We start from the raw sequence: 21,598 nt of genomic DNA on the forward strand, positions 1-21,598 counted from the left end.
ATAATTTTAACTTTGGCAAAGTTTTTATACGTAACAAAGAGTACATAAATGGGACTAATTAACCGAAATACAAAATTTTAAAATGAAGAAACTACTCATTGCAGCCTTATTTTTAGGGCTTTTTTCTACTGACAATTTCACTTTTGCACAAACCGAAACTTCTGGCAGAACTGGTGTTTACAGAGCTACTCATACCAAATCTACAGAGTTGAAACACACCAAATTGCGTGTGAATTTCAATTTTGAAAAAGAACAAATGAACGGCGAAGCTTGGATTACCGCTTCTCCATTTTTTTATGCTTCCAATGAATTGGTTTTAGATGCTAAAGGAATGATTATTAATGAGGTCGCATTAGAAAAAAATGGTGCAAGAACTCCTTTGAAATATGATTATAAAGAAGATATTCTAAAAATTTCTTTAGATAAAACTTACCAAAAAAATCAAGATTATACCGTTTATATCAAATATGTAGCGAGACCAAATGAAGTAAAACAGAAAGGTTCTGCTGCCATTAATGATGCGAAAGGACTTTATTTCATCAATGCTCAAGGAAAAGATGCAGATAAACCTACGCAAATTTGGACTCAAGGTGAAACGGAATCTTCTTCTTGTTGGTTTCCTACAATAGATAAACCCAATCAGAAAACCACGCAGGAAATTTACATGACGGTTCCTAAACAATATGTAACCCTTTCTAACGGAATTTTAAATAGTTCTGAAAATTTAGGCGAAAACCTGAGAACGGATCATTGGGTAATGGATCAAAAACACGCTCCGTATTTATTTTTCATGGGAGTGGGAGAATATGCCGTGATTAAAGATAAATGGAGAAATATAGATGTAGATTATTATGTAGAAAAAGAATACGAACCGTATGCAAAACAAATTTTTGGGAATACTCCAGAAATGATAGAGTTCTTTTCTAAAAAATTAAATTATGATTTTCCTTGGCAAAAATACGCACAGATTGTAGGCAGAGATTACGTTTCTGGTGCTATGGAAAATACTACCGCAGTAATTCACGAAGAATCTGCACAACAAAAAGCGGGTGATTTAGCAGACGAAAACAAGTGGGAAGATGTAATCGCTCACGAATTATTCCACCATTGGTTTGGAGATTTGGTAACCGCAGAAAGTTGGAGTAATCTTACTGTAAATGAGAGTTTTGCAGATTATTCAGAATATCTTTGGAACGAATACAAGTACGGAAAAGACGAAGCAGATTATAAAAGATTAAAATCTCTTAGAAATTCTAAAGCAGACCCAAGAAATTTTGGAAAAGATTTAGTGAGATTCAACTATGAAAGCAGAGAAGACATGTTTGATGGCGTTTCTTATAATAAAGGAGGCGGAATTCTACACATGCTAAGAAATTATTTGGGAGATGATGCGTTTTTCGCTGGACTTTCAGATTATCTTAAAACCAATGAATATGGAACTGGAGAAGCGCATCAACTGAGACTTTCTCTGGAAAAAGTTTCGGGAAAAGATTTAAATTGGTTCTTTAATCAATGGTATTTCGGGAAAGGTTATCCTAAGTTAGAGGTTAAATCTACTTTTGACCCGATGAAAAAACAAGTCATCGTAAATGTTGCTCAGACACAAGAAGAAAAATTTGAGTTTCCATTGTCGATTGATGTTTTAGAAAATGGTAAAATTTCTAGAAAAGAAGTTTGGGTAACGGCAAAAGCTAAAAATGACTTCGTTTTTGATGTGACTAAAAATCCTGAATTGATTAATGCAAATCCTGAAGGTTTATTGCTGAGCGATATTAAACAAGACAAAACTCCAGAACAATTATTTTTACAATACACTACTGCTAAAGATTTGTACAGCAAATACACGGCTATAGAAGAAGCAAAAGACCAAGTTTCTAAAAATCCATTTGCAGACAAATTATATGCAGCAGCTTTGAAAGATAAGTTTTACAGAAATAGATTGTTAGCGTTGGAAGGTTTACCAGAAGATCCAAAATCATTTTTGGCAGATGTAGAAAAATTAGCGCAAAATGATGAGAAAAATTTGGTGAAAGGAGCTGCAATCGGTGTTTTAGCAAAAACTAAAAACCCTAAATATTTACCATTATTTGAAAAAGGAATCAATGCAATTTCTAATTCGGTGAAAGGAAATTCACTTTCTGGAATTGCTCAAGTTGCTCCTGAAAAAGTAGTAAATTATGCCGAAAAAATAGATTTAGAAAGCGCTTCGGAAGATTTAGTGATGACACTTTTGCCGGTGATTGTAAAAAATAAAATTACTGCTCAAATGCCAAATATTGCCTCTCTTGTAGCTTTTTATCCTTTTATTGGGTTTCAAAATCCTAAACTAGCAGCACCTGCAGAAGAAGGTTTCAATTGGATTATGGATTCTGATAATACAAAAGCAGTATACAATCTTACGAAAGTTTTAGGACAAGCCAAAAGTCAAATTGGCGATAATGTACAAGCCAAAATGATGATTGTTCAAATGCTGAAAAAAGGTTTAGAAAGAAAGATGAAACTATTTAGAGAGAATCCTTCTAGCACCAGTCTAAATACACAAATAGAAATGTTGAATAAAGCGATTACTTCTTACAGCAACTAATTAATTTGTTTTAATAAATTGAAGCCCTTTTTACATTTTTTGTAAAAAGGGCTTTTTTGATGTTAAAAATTATTTAGATTTAAAATAAAAAACAAAATTCTTAGCATAATTCTTTTGTCAGGAATTTTCAACTCGTTAAATTCGCACAAAAATTGAGGAATTATGATGAAAATCGGAATCGAAGCGGCAAGTTTTTTTGTGCCAAGTTTATATTTAGAAATTAAGGATTTAGCCGAAAAAAGGGGAATAGAACCTGCAAAATTAGAAAAAGGTTTAGGACTGAAGAGGATGGCTTTTCCCGATGTACACGAAGACGCAGCCACTTTTGCCGCAGAAGCACTTTTAAAACTCATACAAGATTATAAAATAAATCCCAAAGAAATTTCTAGAATTTATCTAGGAACAGAATCTGCGCTAGATGCTGCAAAACCTACTGCTACTTATGCCATGCAAATGGTAGAAAAAGAACTAGAAAAAGAATTTGGAGCAAGATGTTTCAAAAATTGTGATGTAGTAGATATGACTTTTGCGTGTGTAGGTGCTGTAGATGCGCTGCACAATTCTCTTGATTTTGTAAGAGCGAATCCTGAGAAAAAAGCCATTGTAATTGCTTCTGATTATGCGAAATATGAATTGGCTTCTACTGGTGAATATACGCAAGGTGGTGGTGCAGTTGCAGTTTTGGTATCGGCAAATCCTACATTGTTGGAAATTGAAAATAAATTTGGAGTCGCTACAGAAAGCGTTTTTGATTTCTTTAAACCAAGAAGAGAAACCACTAAAAACTTGGTGCAGAATTTACCAGAAACCTTCGCCGAAAAAGTAGAAATTTTTACAGATGAACCTGTTTTTGACGGTCAATATTCTAATCAATGTTACCAAGATAGAATTAGAGAAGCCTACCAACATTACAAAGAAGAAAGTGGAAGAGAAAAGCCTTATGAAAATTGGCGATTTCTGATTTTCCACCTTCCTTATGCATTTCACGGGAAGAGATTATTTACTGAGATTTTTGGGATAGAAAACGGAATGAATGCCACCACTTCTGAAGATATAAAAGCCATCGCTCAAACCGATGAATATAAAAATTTAGTTGCTGAAAAAATAGAAATTACACAACGTGCAAGTTCAGAAATTGGGAATATGTACACCGCTTCTATTTTTATGGCATTGCTTTCTGCTTTTCAAGTTTCTTATGAAAATGGGGAAGATTTAGCCGGAAAAGAACTAGGGTTTTTAGCCTATGGAAGTGGAAGTAAATCTAAAGTTTTTGCTGGAAAAATAGGAAACGATTGGAAATCTGTGGTAGAAAAATGGAATATTTTCGAAGTGCTGAATCAGCGCAGAGCAATAGATTTTGATACGTATGAAAATCTCCACCGAAAAAAACTCAATACTTCGGTAAATCCAGATTGGAAAGGTTTTGGATTGGTAAAAGTAGAAAAAGAAAGCCCAGTTTTAGTGGGAGCAAGATATTACGAAAAAAGATAAAAAAACTGATAAATGTCTTTGTTTATTTATTGACTTAGGATTTAAAGTTTCGTAACTTTGAGGTATAAATGAATTTAATTATGTTTAAATATCATTTCATATCTGCTTTTACAATTTTGTTTTTTAGTGTTATTTTTATTAAATCTCAAAGTCAATCAGAGTTTTTTATATCAGATTCTAAAAATGAACAAAATGTTTTTATCGATTGTAATTATCCTTTCGTTAAAGATAATAGTGTACTGTTAAAATCTAATTATCCTTCTTTTAAGCTTACGAATAAGTACATCATTTCAGCTATTAATTATACCCCTTATTCTGTTTCTAATAAAGTAGTTATAAAAGATAATTTAGATGATTCTTTTTCTGAAATCATTGATTTACCATTCCAGTTCTGTTTTTATGGTCAAGCGTATAATCAGTTAGTAATAGGTTCTAATGGAATGGTAAGTTTTGATATAAATCAAGCAGGTCAAGCGAATGCACCTAATATATCTACAGCCTTACCTAGTGAAGATTTACCCAAAGCTGCAATCTTTGGAGCATTACACGACATGTATTTTTCTCTATCAGATGATTCCGAAATTAATTATTCTGTAATAGGTAGTGCGCCTTTTAGAAAATTTGTAATAAATTTTTATAAAGGAAGAATGTCTGGATGTGATGATTCAGTATCTACTTCACAGATCGTACTTTCAGAAGGAAGTAATAATATAGAGGTTTTCGTGGAAAATAAATCTCTTGCATGTGATTTAGCAAAATTCAAGAATTCTCTTATAGGAATAAATGATGAGATAGGAGACTCTGGACTTGCAGCTCCCAATAGAAATACTGGGATTTGGCAAGCACAGAATGAAGCATGGTTATTCACTCCAGATGGAGAAAATGTAGTGCCTAAATTTGCTTGGTATGATGGAAGTGGCAATTTAATTGGAAGTTCTAATGAGCAAATAGTATCTCCTAAAAAAGATGAAAATTATAGATTAGATTTTCTTTATACTATATGTAACGGACAGACCTATACATATACAGACGAAATTGACATTACTTTTTCTTCAGATTATCCAACAACAATAGATTATAGTAAAATAATATGTAATAGTAGTGAGCAAATAGTTTTATCAGATTATAAAAAATTTCTTACGACTAATGATTTTTCAAAATTTAGTTTTGTTTTTATAGATGCTTTAAGTAACCAAATTATAGATGAAACTATACCATTTACGGTTGATTCTAGCAGAGATTTCAACGTAATTATTTCCAATAAAGATAACCGTAATTGTAAAAGATCTACAACTCTTTCTTTTCAATATTTTTCTCAAAATATTTTAACCAATCAAGTTTCTGTGTGCGATTTATGGAAAGATGGAAAAGAAAACGATTATCTTCTTAGTAATTTAAATGTAAATTTAGTAGGCTCAAATTTCAAAGGTGAGATTTCTTATTTTTTAACTAGACAATCCGCGTTAGATAATATAAATTCTGTTACAACTTATAATTTGGAGAATAATACTCAGTTTTATATAAGAGTGTCACAAAATAATTGCTATAATGTATTTGGACCAATATCTATAAAACTTACATCTCCACCTCAAGTTGTTTCGCCGTTAAATCTTAGAGTACAAATATGTGATTTAAATTATGATGGAGTAGAAAATTTTAATTGGGGTGATTATTTAAAAGATAAAGTTACTACAGATCTTGGCGTTTCAATAAGAGTTTTTAAGACATATGATGAAGCATTAAGTGCATTATCTACTCAGTTAGGTCTAGATAAAATAACAAAAGGCAATTACAAAGTATATGCAAGAGTAGAATTTCCGGGTGCTTGTTTTTCGATTGCAGAGATTAATATGGATGTTGTTCTATCTGGAGTAGAGCTTAAAAATATAGATACTTATATTTGTTTTGATGGTTTTGAAGATATAACAGTAGATCTTCTTGCTATAGCAAATAATATGCTTGTAAATCCTAATAGTAATTTAACGGGTCCTTTCTTTTTTACAAGTAATAAGGCTGCAATAGATAATTTGCCAGCTAATATGATACCTTCTACTCAAGTTATTAAGGATGATGGAAATTATATTTCTAAAACATTTTATGTGAGATTTAATAATGGAACAGATTGTTATACTATAAAACCAATAAAAATTTATTTGGTTCATTTAGTGAAAAATAAAGATCAGTTTAATATTTGTGATGTAAAGAATGATAATTCAGAAACCATTACATTAAGTACTTATGCAAAACAAATAAATAATCAAAGTGGTTCAAAAGTATTTTATTTTAATACAGAAGCACAAGCATTAGCCAATGTCTCAGGAACAGATATTAAATCTCTTACAGTAACTTCTAGCCAAATTGTTTATGCCAGAATTACAATAAAAAAATGTTTGCTTATAATACCTGTTACGTTTACCTTAGTTAAAACTCCAGATATTCTTTCTGAATTAACAATAAACCTTAAAGATGTTTGTGATAATAATGCAGATGGAAAAGAAAATGTAGATTTAAGCTCTTATGCTACCGAAATAAATGTAAATAAAGAATCAGTAGACTTTACTTATTTTAAAACATATAATCCTGTAAATAATACCTTCGCTGATCCCTATTCTAATGTTTCTAATGTAGAAGTCCAAGATGCAACAATAATCTATGTAAAAGTAAAATTCAAAGATTCAGATTGCTTTTCTGTATCAAAAATTATTGTCAATATAGATTATTTACCTTCAATAAAACTTTCTAAAACAGTAACTTTAAAAAAATGTGATGATGATTTTGATTTTGGTGAATATTTTGATTTATCAGAATCTATTCTTCAATTATATGACCCAAACTTAAATTCTATTCCGCTGTCTGACCTTATTATTTCTTATTATGAATGTGAAGATGATGCAAATGTAGGAACAACGGTAGGCAAAATAAATTCTTTGCATCATACCCATACCGCAAATGCATTTGTTTATGTAAGATTTCAATCAAAAAAAGACGGTTGCTATTCTGTAGCTCCTATTAATTTACTGTCTTATTTTCCTACAAAGGCTAAAAACTCTGTTATCTCTATTTGTGATAACAACCTTGATGGATATTATGATGTAAATCTTCTAGAATACAAAAATTATATGGTACAAAATCCTGATGACCAAAATGTATATAAATTCTATCTCAGAGAAAGCGATATAAACATCCCAGGAAAAGAAATAAAAAACCCCGAAAAGTTTAAATTGAATCCTTACATCTCTAAAATTTGGGTATACGTAGAAAATTTAACCAATTGCGGAAGCATTGCAGAAGTAAATTTTAAAAAAGGAAATATTTTGACTTTGAATAAAAATCAATTCAGTATCAATAACATTTGTGATACAGGTAATGATGGAAAAGAGCAAATAAACCTTACGATTTTTGAAAATAATTTTAGTGCTTCTTATACTTATGAGTATTTTGAGAAAGATAGCGATATGTGGCAGAATCAAAATAAAATTCAAAATCCTGCTTATTATGCTTATGATGAAACTAAAGGAAGTTCTACCTTCTATGTGAAAGTTTCTCAAGAAGGTTTTTGCCCTAATTTTTACTCGATAGAAGTTCAATTAAATAAAATGCCAATTATAAACATAGCAGACTATTATTATTGTAAAAATGCTTCTCAAGGATTAGAGATAAAACCGAATTTTTCTACAATGAAAATTGCAAATTATAGATGGGAATTGCCAGATGGAACCATTATAGAAGGAGCAGACAAAAATTATCTTTCAGGGATAAAAACCATAGGAACATATACATTAAGTTTAACTACAGTTTACAATTGCAGTTACACTACGAGCTTTAGAGTGCTCAATGTAGATACTCCAGAAATCGTCTCACTAATAGAACAAGATAACAATTTTGAAGTGACTGCACAGGGAATTTCAGGAAAAAAAATTGTTTATTCTAAAGATTTACTTCATTGGCAAGATAGTAATGTTTTCTACATAGCAGCCGGTGAATATAATTTTTATGCAAAATATGCAGATTCTGACTGTTATAGTGATGCGAAGAAAGGCAAAGTTTTCACCGTTCAAACCGCCTTTACTCCAAATGGAGACGGAATAAATGATTATTGGGTGTTCTCTGGTTTAGATGTTTTTGGTGGAACTTCAACCTTGCAAATTGTAGATAAGTTTGGTAAAGTTGTTTGCCAGCAAACAAGCAATAAAGAATTTAGATGGGATGGTAAAATTCAGTCAAGAAGTTTAAATACAGATGCATATTGGTATGTAATAAAAGTAGGCAATGGAAGAATTTACCAAGGATGGATTTTTCTTAAAAATAGAAATTAAAGTGTTTTTATATAAATTTAGTTTTAATCTTAGGTGATTTTTTTTCGTTAGTACTTTAAATTTATTATTGACAACTATTAACCAAAAATAATAGTAACTTAACAAGAATTTTCTAACATCAATGAAATCTTAACATAAGTTAATTTTTTTATCCACTTTTAAAAAGAATTTTATTAAATTTGAATGCAAAATGAAAATAAATTTTAATGAAACTTAAAAAAAACTATAGCTTTTTTATTGCCATTTTACTAATTTCTTTCAGCTTTTTTAAAGCCCAAACCGCATCAGACTTTTTTATTTCTGATGCTAAAAACGAAAGAGAAGTCTTAGTAAACTGTAACTATCCTTTAGTTAATGGTAATTGTGTAGCATTAACTGCAAATTATCCTTCTTTTAAACAAACAGATAATTATGCCGTATCCTCTATTAACTATACTCCTTACGCTGTAGTTAATAAAACTGTTATTACAGGTAATTTAGATGATTCTTTCTCGGAAATAATTGATTTACCATTTAAATTTTGTTTTTATGGACAAGTTTATAAACAATTGGTTATAGGCTCTAATGGAATGATAAGTTTTGATACTTTTCAAGCCAATCAAGCCAATCCTGCCAATTTTTCAGAAGCTTTACCAAATCAAAATTTACCTAAAGAAGCCATTTTTGGAGTCTTTCATGATATGTTTTTTTCAGAATCAAATGGTTCTGAAATTAATTATGCGGTAATAGGAACGGCACCATATAGAAAATTTGTGGTTAATTTCAGAAATGGTAGAATTTCTGGATGTGATTCTGAGGCTTCGTCATCTCAAATCGTTTTATCAGAAGGAAGTAATAATATAGAAATTTTTGTAGTAAATAAACCACTTGCATGTGATCTTGCAAGTGTTAAAAATGCCGTAATAGGAATTAATGATGCTACTGGAGACTTAGGACTTGCAGCTCCAGGAAGAAATACAGGTAATTGGTCTGCGCAAAATGAAGCTTGGGTATTTACTCCAAATGCAGATTCATTAACACCAAAGATTAAATGGTATGATAGTAATAATAATATTATTGGGACAAATAAAGATTTGAAGGTTTGTCCTACCAAAAATGAAACGTATAGAGTAGAGATTATTTACACCAATTGTAATAATGAAGAAATAATTTATTCTGATACCATAAATGTTAATTTTGCTGCAGATTATCCACTCGTAAAAGACTATAGCAAAATTTTTTGTAATAATACGGAGCTAGTAAAATTGAAAGATTATAAAAGCTCCATTGTAACCGGAAATCCTTCTCTTTTTAACTTTGAGTTTATAGATGCGGCAACTGGTTTGGCGGTAGACGAAAATACTCCTTTCTCGATAAGTGCGAATAGAAATTTTAAAGTTACAGTTTCTAATAAGAATGATGCTAATTGTAAAAAAGTGGCTAATCTATCATTTCTTTCTCAGAATATTTACAATGACAAGCCAGTAATATGTGATTTTGCTAATGATGGAATAGAAAACAATTTTTTATTAAGTAATCTAAATTCACAATTAGTAGGAACAGATTATCAAGGAACAGTTTCTTATTTCACATCTTTTAATGATGCAAACAATGATCATAATGCAATTACAAATTATAACTTAAATAATGGAACTCAATTCTATATAAGGCTTGTTCAAGGGGGATGCGTAAATGTTTTAGGCCCAATCGAAGTTAGATTTAACTCATCTCCTGTTGTAAATAATGCCTCATTAAATGTGACAATATGCGATAATAATGATGACGGAGTAGAAAATTTTAATTGGGCAGAAAACTTAAAGAATAAATTAACTACAGAATCAGGAATGTCTATAAGGGTTTTTAATACTTATGATGAGGCATTCACTGCATTACCTAATCAATTAGGACTTACCCAGATCAGGGAAGGAAATTATAAAGTATATGCTAGAGTACAAAGTACTTCGGGTTGTTTCTCCATTGCCGAGGTTAATATGAATGTGACTTTTAATTCCATTGAGGCAATAAATGTAGATAAATATATATGTTTTGATGGTAATGAGGATAAAACCATAGATCTAAGTAATTACAAAAATGAAATGTTGAGAAATCCATCAGGAGAAGAACATGTTGATTTTTTTGGATCTTTAAGAAATGCACAAAATAATTCAAATAAAATTGATCCTATTCAGACAATTACTAATAATGGCGATTATATAAGCAAAAGTTTTTATGCTAGATTTAGTAATGGCGATTGTTATACCATAAAGAGAATAAGAATAGTTCTCGTAAAACTTACTGTAAATAAAGATAAATTTAAAGTCTGCGATATAAAAAATGACGGCTTAGAGAGAATTACACTAAGCAAGTATACTCGTGAAATAAACAATCAAAGCGGAACTAGAGTTGCCTTTTATCTATCTGAACCTGAAGCAAGAGATGGTTCTACAACCGGTTTAAGATTTTTAGATCTCAGATCAAGCTCTACAGAGTTGTTTGCTAGAATAAGTTTACCAGATTGTTTTTTAGTAGTTCGTATAACTTTCAACCTAGTACGTACTCCAAATATCGTTACCGAAATAGTACGAGAATTCCCTATTTATTGTGATAATCTTGCTGATGGAAAAGAAAATATAGACCTTACAAAGCTTGAACCATTAATTAATACAAATATTGAGCTGGTGGAGTTTTCTTATTTTAAAAGCTATAATGCACAAAACGGTACTTTTGCAGACCCTTATTCAGAACCATCAAATACAGAAGTTCAAGATGGAGATATTTTATATGTAAAAGTTAAATTTATAGATTCTGATTGTTTTTCTGTTGCAAAAGTTACGGTAAAATTACCCGTCATTAACGATGTAATTAATTTAAAAGAAAAAGCGGTTTTAAAAATATGTAATGAGGATTTTTCGGTCAGTGAAACCTTCAATTTAGAAGAGGCAGTCTCTCAACTATTTTACCAACAAAATAATAATGTTTTGTTAGAAAATCTTCAAATTACTTATTATGTAAACGAAAATTCTGCAAAACAAGGAACCTCGGCAGGAAAGATTTCTGCACCTAGCTCTTATGTTTCTACCGCTGCTAACACTTATGTTTACGCTAGATTTCAGTCACAATACGGATGTTATTCTATAGCTCCAATTAATTTATTATTTGTACTCCCAGCTAAAGCAATTAATTCAGAAATTACTATTTGTGACAATAATTTAGACGGAGCGTATGATGTAAATCTGCTTGCATATAAAGATAGTATGGTACAAAATCCTAGTGAGGAGAATATATTTAAATTTTATAAAGTATTACCTGGTAATAATTCTCCTGGAGAAGAAATTACAAATCCTGGACATTTTATACTTGATGCTAATACTTCTAAAATTTGGGTATATGTAGAAAATTTACCTAACTGTGGAAGTTATGCAGAGATTAATTTTAAGAAAGGGGAAGTATTGACTCTTGATAAAAAACAATTTAAAATAGATAATATTTGTGATATAAATAATGACAAAAAAGAAATAATAGACCTTACAGGTTTCGAAAGAAATTTTAGCTCGCCTTTCACTTATGAATATTATGGTAATCAGTCTGATTTATGGCTAGGTCAAAATAAAATTCAAAATCCTGCATCTTATGCTTATGATGGAAATAGTGGGGATCCTACCATTTATGTGAAGGTTTCTCAAGAAGGTTTTTGTCCAGATTTTTATACCATAAATGTTGTTTTGAAGACAACACCTATGATTGAAATTCCTGACTATTATTATTGTAAAAATGATGAAATAGGATTAGAAATAAGGCCAAATTTCAATGGGCTAAATGTGGAGAAATATCATTGGGAGTTCCCAGGCGGAACGATTAAAGATGGAGTTGATTATTTAACAAATATCAAAACCTTAGGAACATATACATTAACATTAACCAATTCACTAGGTTGTACATATACTACAACGTTTAAAGTTTTAAATGAAGAAACTCCTAGAATTGTATCTTTAACTGGAAAAAATGATTATTACACCATAAAAGCTGAGGGTATACCAGGCAAAAAAATAGTCTATTCTAAGGATTTGGAAACTTGGCATGACAGTAATGTATTTTATAATTTAGAGGCTGGTGATTATACTTTTTATGTAAAATATGCAGATTCAGATTGCTATGGAGATTCTATTAAAGGAAAAATTTTTAATCTGAAAAATGCTTTTTCACCAAATGGAGATGGAATTAATGATTATTGGGAGCTAACTGGATTAGATGTTTTCAGTAACAATTCTACGTTGCAGATTTTTGATAGGTACGGCAATATGGTGTACAAAGAGGTAAGCAATACTGAATTTAGATGGGATGGAAAATCAAATTCTAGAGTATTAAATTCAGATACTTATTGGTTTGTTATAACGGCTGGAGATGAGAGAATTTACAAAGGATGGATTTATCTTAAGAATAAAAAATAAAACTAAAAAAGCTTCACCATCGTGAAGCTTTTTCTATATAACTTAAAATTTTAATCAATTTTAAAACTATCTTTCAGCGTAACCGTTCTGTTAAAGATTAGTTGGTCTGCTGTAGAATCTTTGTCAGGAGTAAAATACCCAATTCTTTGGAACTGATAATGGTCTCCCACTTTTGCATTTTTAAGGCTTGGCTCAGCAAAACCTTGAACTTTTTTCAGAGAATCTTTGTTCACGAATTCCATGAAATCTGTTTCCTTTTCTGCATCTGGTTGCTCGTGAGTAAATAATCTGTCGTAAATTCTTACTTCAATTGGTAAAGCATGTTTTGCAGAAACCCAATGAAGCGTTCCTTTTACTTTTCTCATACTTGCTTCAGTTCCACTTCCAGATTTAGATTCTTCGTCATAAGTAGCGTAAATAGTAGTGATTTCGCCATTTTCATCTTTTTCTACTCCGTTGGCTTTAATAATGTAAGCAGATTTTAGTCTTACTTCTCCACCAATGGTTAATCTGAAGAACTTTTTCGGAGCTTCTTCCATGAAATCCTCTCTTTCAATGTAAAGTTCTCTGCTGAATGGCACTTCTCTAGTTCCTGCGTTTTCGTCTTCAGGATTATTTTCAGTTTCTAGCCATTCTTCTTTATCTTCAGGATAATTTTCGATGATAAGTTTTACAGGATTTACCACAGACATTACTCGGGTAGAAACTTTGTTGAGGTCTTCTCTTACGCAGAATTCTAGCAACTGAATATTGATGAGGTTTTCACGTTTTGCAACGCCCACTCTGTCAATAAATTCTCTGATGGCTTTCGGAGTGTAACCCAATCTTCTCATTCCAGAAATCGTAGGCATTCTAGGATCATCCCAGCCTGTTACTACACCTTCTGCTACTAATCTTTGTAATTTACGTTTAGAAGTTACCATGTAAGTAACGTTCATTCTCGCAAATTCTCTTTGTTTATTTCTTACTTTTCCATCTTCATAAACTTGGTCTAAATACCAATCATAAAGAGGTCTGTGGTTTTCGAATTCTAATGAACAAAGGGAATGTGAAATTTGCTCTAAATAATCAGATTCACCATGAGCCCAATCGTACATAGGATAGATTTTCCATTTTTCACCAGTTCTGTGGTGTGGTCTTTTCAGAATTCTGTACATAACAGGGTCACGCATGTTCATATTTGGCGAAGTCATGTCTATTTTAGCTCTTAGAGACATTGTACCTTCTTCGAACTCTCCGTTTTTCATTCTTTCGAATAAATCTAGAGATTCTTCTATAGGTCTGTTTCTATATGGAGACTCTATTCCGGCTTCGGTAGGATTTTTTCTTTGTTCTGTAATCACTTCAGAAGGTTGCTCATCTACATAGGCTTTTCCTTGTTTAATCATTTCTACAGCCCAATCATACAACTGCTGGAAGTAATCAGAAGCATATAGTTCTTGGTCGTATTTAAAACCTAGCCATTTAATATCTTCTTTGATGGCATCTACGAATTCTTGCTCTTCTTTTTCGGGATTAGTGTCGTCAAATCGTAAATTAACAGGAGCACCATATTTTTCTCCTAAACCGAAGTTGATGCAAATCGCTTTGGTATGTCCTACGTGTAAATAACCATTAGGTTCTGGTGGAAATCTAAAACGCAATTTAGATTTATCTAAACCATTTTCTAAATCATTTTCGATGATTTGTTCAATAAAATTGAGCGGTTTTTTTTCTTCTTCCATAATCAGTTCTTGAATCTTGCAAATTTAAGAAAATTATTAGGCTTATAAATATGATAATCTGCTTTAATTATACTATAAGCAGTATTTGTTTGTTTTTTAAGTTATTTAGTGTAATTTTAGTAATAAAGTTGAGATATTTCGATGAAAAATATTATTTTTATTTCTTAATTTGTGGTAATAACCTTAAAAATTAAGTTTCTGACTAGAGTTTTTCCTTTAAATTGCTTAAAAATGTCTATCAAAGTTGCCGTAGTAGAAGATGAAAAGCATTATAATAATGCACTAAAAAAAATTATTGACAACGATTCGGAGTTGGACTGTGTAGCTCAATTATATTCAGGGGCAGAATCTTTAGCTTTATTAAAAGAGATGAAACCAGATGTGGTTTTGATGGATATTAAACTTCCTGATATGAGCGGTATAGAAGTGGTTTCTAGAGTTATAGATAATATGTCAGAAACCAAATTTATAATGTGTACCAGTTTTGAAGATGATGCGCATATTTATGATGCGCTAAAAACAGGAGCTTCTGGCTATCTTATCAAAGGAGAAACGATGGATAAAATTATTGCTTCCATAAAAGATGTTTACCAAGGTGGCGCACCGATGAGTTTTGGAGTTGCAAAAAGAGTTTTACAATATTTTAGAGAAGAAAAAACAATTGTGAATCAACAACTGAACGATTTGTCAAAAACCGAATTTGAAATTTTAGAACTCTTGGCAAAAGGCTATTTGTATAAAGAAATCGCAGAAATAAAACAAGTGACCATAGATACTATAAAAAAACATGTGAGCAATATTTACAAAAAACTTCATGTGAATAATAAAGTTGAAGCCATAAATATTCTTAAAAACTTATAATAATTTCTTATAACTCAGCATGAAAAAATTAATTAAATTTCCATGGTTAGAAGGTCTTTTGCTTTGTTTATTTTTAATAGCTTGTGTAGATAAAAAACAGTTACCAAAAGAGGATGTATTACTTGCTCATGTTCCTATGCCTGAGAAATTAGATTCTGCAATGCGTCACAGTTTTGATAAGGAAACCTACAAAATTCTTAAAAAATTAAATGCTAAAAATGAGAAATCTTTTAAAGTAAATAAAGAAAATTATTTGCAAATGATTGAACAGATTCCTGCTGGTGCAGATAAAGTAGCATTTAGTTTTGTACAGTTTAATAAAGATAAGTTTCCTAATCAATATCAAGAGTTGGCTCAATTTGATGGGGAACTCTATATGCTATATTATTATATGGATAAATCTGGTAAAAACATTACTGGAAGAGCCTATGCAATGTTAGATGTAAAGCAAACCATAGAAATTGATGAAAAGGATTATAAAATAATGGAGAATGATTATATAAATAACATAAAACCTTATATTGACAAAGTAGTGAAGGGTACGCAAGGAAACACTCTTAGAGTGAAAATGATGAAAGATGAACTGCTGGCTTATAAAAATAGAGCGATGACAAAGAAGAATGTAAAAAATTTTAAAATTACTCTAGCTCAGTGGGTTAATTATGAATCTCTTCTCTCCAAGACAGAATCAAGTATACTTAGAAAAAAATTAAAATTATATACAGATGAAAGTGTAGGGCAAATGACCTTTATTACAGACTGTCAGAATCCTGAAAGCGGAGATGTAGAAAGTTTGTCTGGCTTTGATTTAAATCATTTTTGTCCTCAAGATTGCCCTTAATAGTATGTTATTCAAAATTTTATCGCTCATTTATGACACTGTAATTTTTACAGCAATGTCATATTCTATTTATCTGTGGCTCAAAAAAGGTTATACTCATAAACAAAGGTTTATGTATATATACCTTATTGCAGTTTTTTTCGTAGATGTTTTAGGGATTTATATCAGACAGGCTTTTCAAATAGATCAGTTCTATTTGTTTATGCCTTTTAATGTTTTATCTATTGTATATTTTAGTTATTTTTTTTTGGTAGATTACCAGAATAATTTAAATAAATATTTTCTTTACGGGATTTCGTTTCTTACTATGTTGGTAATAACTTATATACAATTAGAGACGCCTATTATTAAGATAGATACCCGAATATTTGTAGCTTTAGTTCTCTTTTTCCTGCTCATTAGTTTACAATGGTTGCTATATATTATTAATCATATTGATGAAGAGAACATTACTCATAAACAAGCTTTCTGGGTAAGCGTAGCTTTAATTATTTGGAGTGTTTTTGCATTGTTTAGGTTATTTCTTAATCAATGGCTCTATGATTATGATAGAGATATTTTTTCTATTATAGCCTATTTGTTCAATATAGCAAATATTACCATGTATCTTTTTTTCTTACAAGGTCTAAGAGTAATAGAAAAAAAATATAGCTAACTTTATAAAGTAACACATTTTGATTAGACATTTGCCAGACGCTGTTTTATTAGTTTTAATCTTTGCAATCGTTATTTTACTAATGTTTGTAGGGTTTATTATTTTAGTAGTCATGGTATATAGAAAGAAACAAATAGTTTTTATCAAAGAAAAATTGCTCCAAGAAATAGAATATCGAAACCAAATTCTGGAAAAAGAATTAGAAATACAAAAGAAAATTCAAGAAGAAAGGGAAAGAATCTCTCATGATATGCATGATGATTTAGGTGCGGGAATCTCTGCGCTAAAACTTCAAGCAGAATTTTTAAAACAAAAAATAAACGAACAACACCTCAAAGAAGATATTAATGATTTACTTAAGACATCAGAAGAAATGAATCTTTCTATGAGAGAAATGCTCTGGAGTCTTAATTCCAATAATGACACTCTAGGCAATTTTATTCAGTATTTGACCATTTATTCCGAAAATTTTTTCAAAAAAACAGAGATTGAGATTAAGATAGATAGAAAAGTAGACCATCCAGAGAAACAACTTAATGCAGAAACCAGAAGACATCTTTTTTTATGTGCCAAAGAAGCATTAAATAATATTTACAAACACAGTCAGACAAGAAGTCTTAGCATATTTTTTCTTTTAGAGAAAGATATTTTTACCTTAGAAATTATTGATGATGGAATTGGAATCCAAAATAAAAGGAAATCAGGAAATGGCCTGCATAATATGGAAAGAAGAATGAATGCAATAGAGGGTAGTTTTGAGATAAAACCCTCTAAAAAAGGGCTGCATCTCCTCTTTCAGGTGCAACTGTAAAATTACACAAAAGTGTAATAGCGTAGTAGAATTTTCTTTTATACATTTGTGCACGGTAGAAACAACCATGAAAACATTCTGAAAACACAAATTTAAACGCTGAAAAAATGAACGTCTTAACAATAAGACGTTTTTTTATGCCACATTTGGTCGCCTTCTAATTGCAAATGAGTTTCAAAATTATTCGTGAAAAGTGCGCCTGTTCCTAATCCTTGAGGTAAAGGATTTTTCTTGGTGTAAGTGTACTGGCAAATCGCATTCAAGCCAATATTGCTTTCTAAAGCAGAAGTAATCCACCAGTTGATTCCTAAACTTTCTGCAATGGCAATCCATTCATCAGAGCCAGAAAATCCGCCCACTAAAGCTGGTTTTAGAATAATGTATTGTGGTTTAATGGTTTCTAAAAGTTTCTTTTTATCTTCAAAATCTATCACGCCGATAAGTTCCTCATCTAAAGCAATAGGAGTAGGTGTTTCTGCACATAATTTCGCCATTTCATTCCAAGGAACACAGCAGTCCGTTGAATTTATTTCATCAATTTCTTGGCTCTTTTTACTTTTTACTTGGCTCTTCTTTATCGGTTGTTCAATCGAATGAATTCCTAAATCTGCCAATTCTTGTAAAACCATACTAGCTTCATCATAAGAAAAAGCACCATTAGCATCTACTCTTAGTTCCAATTGTTCTTTCGGGAATTTTTCTCTGAGTTTTTTGATGATTTCTTTTTCAGATTTCCAATCTACCCCGATTTTTAATTTAATACAGTCAAAACCTTTTGCTAATTTTTCTTCAATTTGAGATTGCATAAAATCTGCATTTCCCATCCAGATCAGTCCATTGATTTTTATAGAATCTTTACCATCAGTAAAATCACTCGGAAAATAAATATCTGAGCCATATTTTAAATTTAACAAAGCCTGTTCTAATCCAAAAATTATGGAAGGATAATGAAGAAGTTCTTTTTTTAAAACTTCAAAATCTTGATTGATGTTATCACAAAGCCAAGTAAGTTTTTCTTCATAATCAGGAACATCATCATAGCTCAATCCTCTGAAAATGGCACATTCGCCAATTCCTTTTTTGTTATTTTCTGAAATTTCTAAAAGATAAGTTTCCTTAGTGGTAAGAACTCCTCTAGAAGTTCCACTCGCTTGTTTAAAGATGAGTTCGTGTCTGGTAAATTGAGCGTTCATTTAATTTATTTTTTGTTGGCCTCCAAAAATAAAATACAGAATAGAGCCTAAAACGGGCAACAAAAGTACAATTAAAACCCAAATAATTTTATTGGTAGAATCCTTAAAATTGCTTTTTAAAATGTCAATAAGGGCAAAAATCCATAAAACAGAAGGCAAAAGAATAATGAACAAAACGAAAACCAAATGCAGAATAGACAACGATAAAAAAGTGAGAATCATGATAATATTTTGATATAAAAATAATAAAAAAATCGTAAAATCAAGAGAGACTTTACGATTTTATAATAAGCAATTTTATAAATTTCTAAGGTTTTAAAGCTTTTGCCATAAATTCTTCGGCTTTGGTTACCATTGCAGCACTTCCGCAGAAGAAAGGTACTCTTTGGTGCAATTCTGTAGGTTCTATTTCCAGAATTCTTCTGTAGCCATCACTCGCTTTTCCGCCAGCTTGTTCTGCTAATAATGCCATTGGATTACATTCGTATAATAATCTTAGTTTTCCTTTTGGAGATTGTGACGTAGAAGGATAGATGTAAATTCCTCCTTTAATCATATTTCTGTGAAAATCTGAAACCAATGAACCAATATATCGAGAAGTATAAGGTCTGTCACCTTCTTCTAACTGACAATATTTAATGTAATCTTTCACACCTTGAGGAAATTTAATGTAATTTCCTTCGTTAATGGAATAAATTTTTCCAGTTGTTGGGAATTTCATATTCGGGTGAGAAAGGTAATATGTACCAATAGAAGGGTCAAGCGTAAATCCATTTACGCCATTTCCTGTAGTGTATACAATCATGGTAGAACTTCCGTAAACTACATAACCAGCTGCTACTTGTTTTACGCCTTTTTGTAAAAAATCTTTGAGTTGAACAGGTGTTCCAGGTTCCGTAACACGTCTGTAGATAGAGAAAATGGTTCCTACTGAAACATTTACATCAATATTAGATGAACCATCTAATGGATCAATCAAAACCACATATTTATTAAGGTGAGCGTTGCTTGTCGCTTTAATTTCTATAAAATCATCACTTTCTTCAGAGGCAATTCCGCAGACTACTTCACGCTGAGAAAGCGCTTCAATAAAAAGATTATTGGCTAAAACATCTAGTTTTTGTTGGTCTTCACCTTGCACATTCTGGTTTCCAGCATGACCGATGATTTCTGCGATTCCCGCCTTGTTTACTTCTCTATTCACTACTTTAGAAGCCAATCTGATGGCGCTCAAAAGTCTAGAGAGTTCCCCGGTAGAATATTTAAAATCGTCTTGTTTGTCAATGATAAATTCACCTAAAGTTTGAAAAGTTTGTTCAGACATTTTTTTGGTATTTGCTTGTTTGTAAATTTCGTAATTATTAGTGAGATTTCCCAAAAAATATTCAATTGATTCATATGGAAATAATTTAATAAATTTGAAGGTTTGAATTGATTTTAGATAAAAGAAGATGAAAATTTTTAAATTCGGAGGAGCATCAGTAAAAGATGCAGAGAGTGTAAAGAATGTAGCGAAAGTGTTAAACTCGCAAGGTTTTGAAAAATGCCTATTAGTAGTTTCTGCCATGGGAAAAACTACCAACGCATTAGAAAAAGTAGTAGAATACTATTTTAAGAAGGAAGATTACCAAAATGAGGTAGAAAAAATAAAACAATCTCATTTAGAAATTACCAAAGGTCTTTTTGCCGAAAATCATAAAATTTTTGGGGAAGTAGCTTTGTTTTTTGATGATTTAGAAGCTTTTTTGAGAAGAAATAAATCTCCAAATTACAATTTTGTGTATGATCAAGTGGTGAGTTGTGGTGAAATGATTTCGTCTAAAATTCTGAGTGAGTATCTTAATGATATCAATTTTAGCAATGCTTGGCTAGATGCTAGAGATTACATCAAAACGGATGACACATACAGAGAAGGCGTAGTGAACTGGCAAGAAACCGAGAAAAACATCAGCGATCTAGACCAAAATCAATCGTATGTTACACAAGGTTTCATCGGTTCAGAAGCCAATAATTTTACTGTAACTTTAGGAAGAGAAGGTTCAGATTACTCTGCGGCGATTTTTGCCTATTGTTTAAATGCAGAAGCCATGACCATTTGGAAAGATGTTCCAGGTGTGATGACAGGTGACCCTAGAAAATTTGAAAACGTAACCTTACTTTCTAATATTTCTTACGAAGAAGCCATAGAAATGGCATATTACGGAGCATCGGTAATTCACCCGAAAACGCTACAACCGCTGAAACAAAAGCATATTCCTTTTTATGTGAAATCTTTTGTTGAGCCAGAAAAACCAGGAACCAAAGTAGGAAATTCTGATGTCAACCAAAGCGAAGAAAGTTATATCCTGAAAGAAAATCAAGTGTTAATGAACATTTCTACGAGAGACTTTTCTTTCATTGCCGAAGACCACATCAGTCAGATTTTTAATCTTTTGGCAAAACATAAAATCAAAGTTTCTATGATGCAGAACTCTGCGATTTCTTTGGCGCTTTGTCTGGAAGATAAATTTGGGAAAATTGATGAGGTTAATCAAACGTTAACTCAACAATTCAGCACAGATGTAGTGAAAAATGTTTCGCTATATACCGTAAGAAATGCCAATATGGATGAACTTTCTACTTTCTACGCTGATAAAAAAATCCTTTTAGAACAAATTTCAAAAAACACTGTACAAATCGTTACGCAATAACCAAC

13 protein-coding genes are annotated in these 21,598 nt (G+C 31.2%); 9 read left to right on the forward strand and 4 right to left on the reverse strand.

The window, feature by feature from the left end; all coding sequences use genetic code 11:
* Positions 1 to 82 precede the first annotated feature (82 nt).
* The 4 genes from KKQ79_RS01005 (at position 83) to KKQ79_RS01020 (ending at position 12,818) form a co-directional block, all read left to right on the forward strand.
* Positions 83 to 2,584 carry a M1 family metallopeptidase gene (locus tag KKQ79_RS01005; RefSeq protein ID WP_213188578.1) on the forward strand — a complete coding sequence of 834 codons (2,502 nt, stop codon included), beginning with the start codon at positions 83 to 85 and terminating at the stop codon, positions 2,582 to 2,584.
* A gap of 165 nt (positions 2,585 to 2,749) precedes the next feature.
* A complete protein-coding gene (locus KKQ79_RS01010; protein ID WP_213190654.1) occupies positions 2,750 to 4,075 on the forward strand; it encodes a hydroxymethylglutaryl-CoA synthase family protein in 1,326 nt (441 codons plus the stop codon).
* An 80-nt stretch (positions 4,076 to 4,155) separates the two neighbouring features.
* On the forward strand, positions 4,156 to 8,391 hold the full coding sequence (locus KKQ79_RS01015; protein ID WP_213188579.1) for a T9SS type B sorting domain-containing protein: 4,236 nt from the start codon (positions 4,156 to 4,158) through the stop codon (positions 8,389 to 8,391).
* A gap of 206 nt (positions 8,392 to 8,597) precedes the next feature.
* Positions 8,598 to 12,818, forward strand: coding sequence for a T9SS type B sorting domain-containing protein (locus tag KKQ79_RS01020; RefSeq protein ID WP_213188580.1), 4,221 nt, complete (start codon positions 8,598 to 8,600; stop codon positions 12,816 to 12,818).
* 50 nt (positions 12,819 to 12,868) lie between these two features.
* Here KKQ79_RS01020 and KKQ79_RS01025 read toward each other — a convergent pair whose 3' ends face one another.
* Positions 12,869 to 14,542 (reverse strand): glutamine--tRNA ligase/YqeY domain fusion protein, encoded by a 1,674-nt coding sequence (locus KKQ79_RS01025; protein ID WP_213188581.1) that lies wholly within the window; start codon positions 14,540 to 14,542, stop codon positions 12,869 to 12,871.
* A gap of 231 nt (positions 14,543 to 14,773) precedes the next feature.
* Here KKQ79_RS01025 and KKQ79_RS01030 point away from each other — a divergent pair, with 231 nt between their 5' ends.
* The 4 genes from KKQ79_RS01030 to KKQ79_RS01045 all read left to right on the forward strand — a co-directional run bounded on the left by KKQ79_RS01030 (position 14,774) and on the right by KKQ79_RS01045 (position 17,710).
* Complete coding sequence (locus tag KKQ79_RS01030; protein ID WP_213188582.1) at positions 14,774 to 15,403, forward strand: response regulator; 630 nt, start codon at positions 14,774 to 14,776, stop codon at positions 15,401 to 15,403.
* A gap of 19 nt (positions 15,404 to 15,422) precedes the next feature.
* Positions 15,423 to 16,244, forward strand: coding sequence for a hypothetical protein (locus tag KKQ79_RS01035; RefSeq protein ID WP_213188583.1), 822 nt, complete (start codon positions 15,423 to 15,425; stop codon positions 16,242 to 16,244).
* A gap of 112 nt (positions 16,245 to 16,356) precedes the next feature.
* Positions 16,357 to 16,899 carry a hypothetical protein gene (locus KKQ79_RS01040; protein WP_213188584.1) on the forward strand — a complete coding sequence of 181 codons (543 nt, stop codon included), beginning with the start codon at positions 16,357 to 16,359 and terminating at the stop codon, positions 16,897 to 16,899.
* Between the two features lie 19 nt (positions 16,900 to 16,918).
* Positions 16,919 to 17,710: a sensor histidine kinase gene (locus tag KKQ79_RS01045; RefSeq protein WP_250131162.1), complete on the forward strand. Its 792-nt coding sequence runs from the start codon at positions 16,919 to 16,921 to the stop codon at positions 17,708 to 17,710.
* Between the two features lie 116 nt (positions 17,711 to 17,826).
* Here KKQ79_RS01045 and KKQ79_RS01050 read toward each other — a convergent pair whose 3' ends face one another.
* The 3 genes from KKQ79_RS01050 to fbp form a co-directional block, all read right to left on the reverse strand.
* Positions 17,827 to 18,903: an o-succinylbenzoate synthase gene (locus KKQ79_RS01050; RefSeq protein ID WP_213188585.1), complete on the reverse strand. Its 1,077-nt coding sequence runs from the start codon at positions 18,901 to 18,903 to the stop codon at positions 17,827 to 17,829.
* Positions 18,904 to 19,125, reverse strand: coding sequence for a PLDc N-terminal domain-containing protein (locus KKQ79_RS01055; protein ID WP_213188586.1), 222 nt, complete (start codon positions 19,123 to 19,125; stop codon positions 18,904 to 18,906).
* Positions 19,126 to 19,210: 85 nt separating this feature from the next.
* Entirely contained in the window at positions 19,211 to 20,227 is a 1,017-nt protein-coding gene (gene fbp / locus KKQ79_RS01060; RefSeq protein ID WP_069797829.1) for a class 1 fructose-bisphosphatase, read from the reverse strand.
* A 127-nt stretch (positions 20,228 to 20,354) separates the two neighbouring features.
* Here fbp and KKQ79_RS01065 point away from each other — a divergent pair, with 127 nt between their 5' ends.
* Positions 20,355 to 21,593 (forward strand): aspartate kinase, encoded by a 1,239-nt coding sequence (locus KKQ79_RS01065; RefSeq protein ID WP_213188587.1) that lies wholly within the window; start codon positions 20,355 to 20,357, stop codon positions 21,591 to 21,593.
* Positions 21,594 to 21,598 lie beyond the last annotated feature (5 nt).

The sequence above is a fragment of the Cloacibacterium caeni genome, from assembly GCF_907163125.1.
Lineage (GTDB): Bacteria > Bacteroidota > Bacteroidia > Flavobacteriales > Weeksellaceae > Cloacibacterium > Cloacibacterium caeni_B.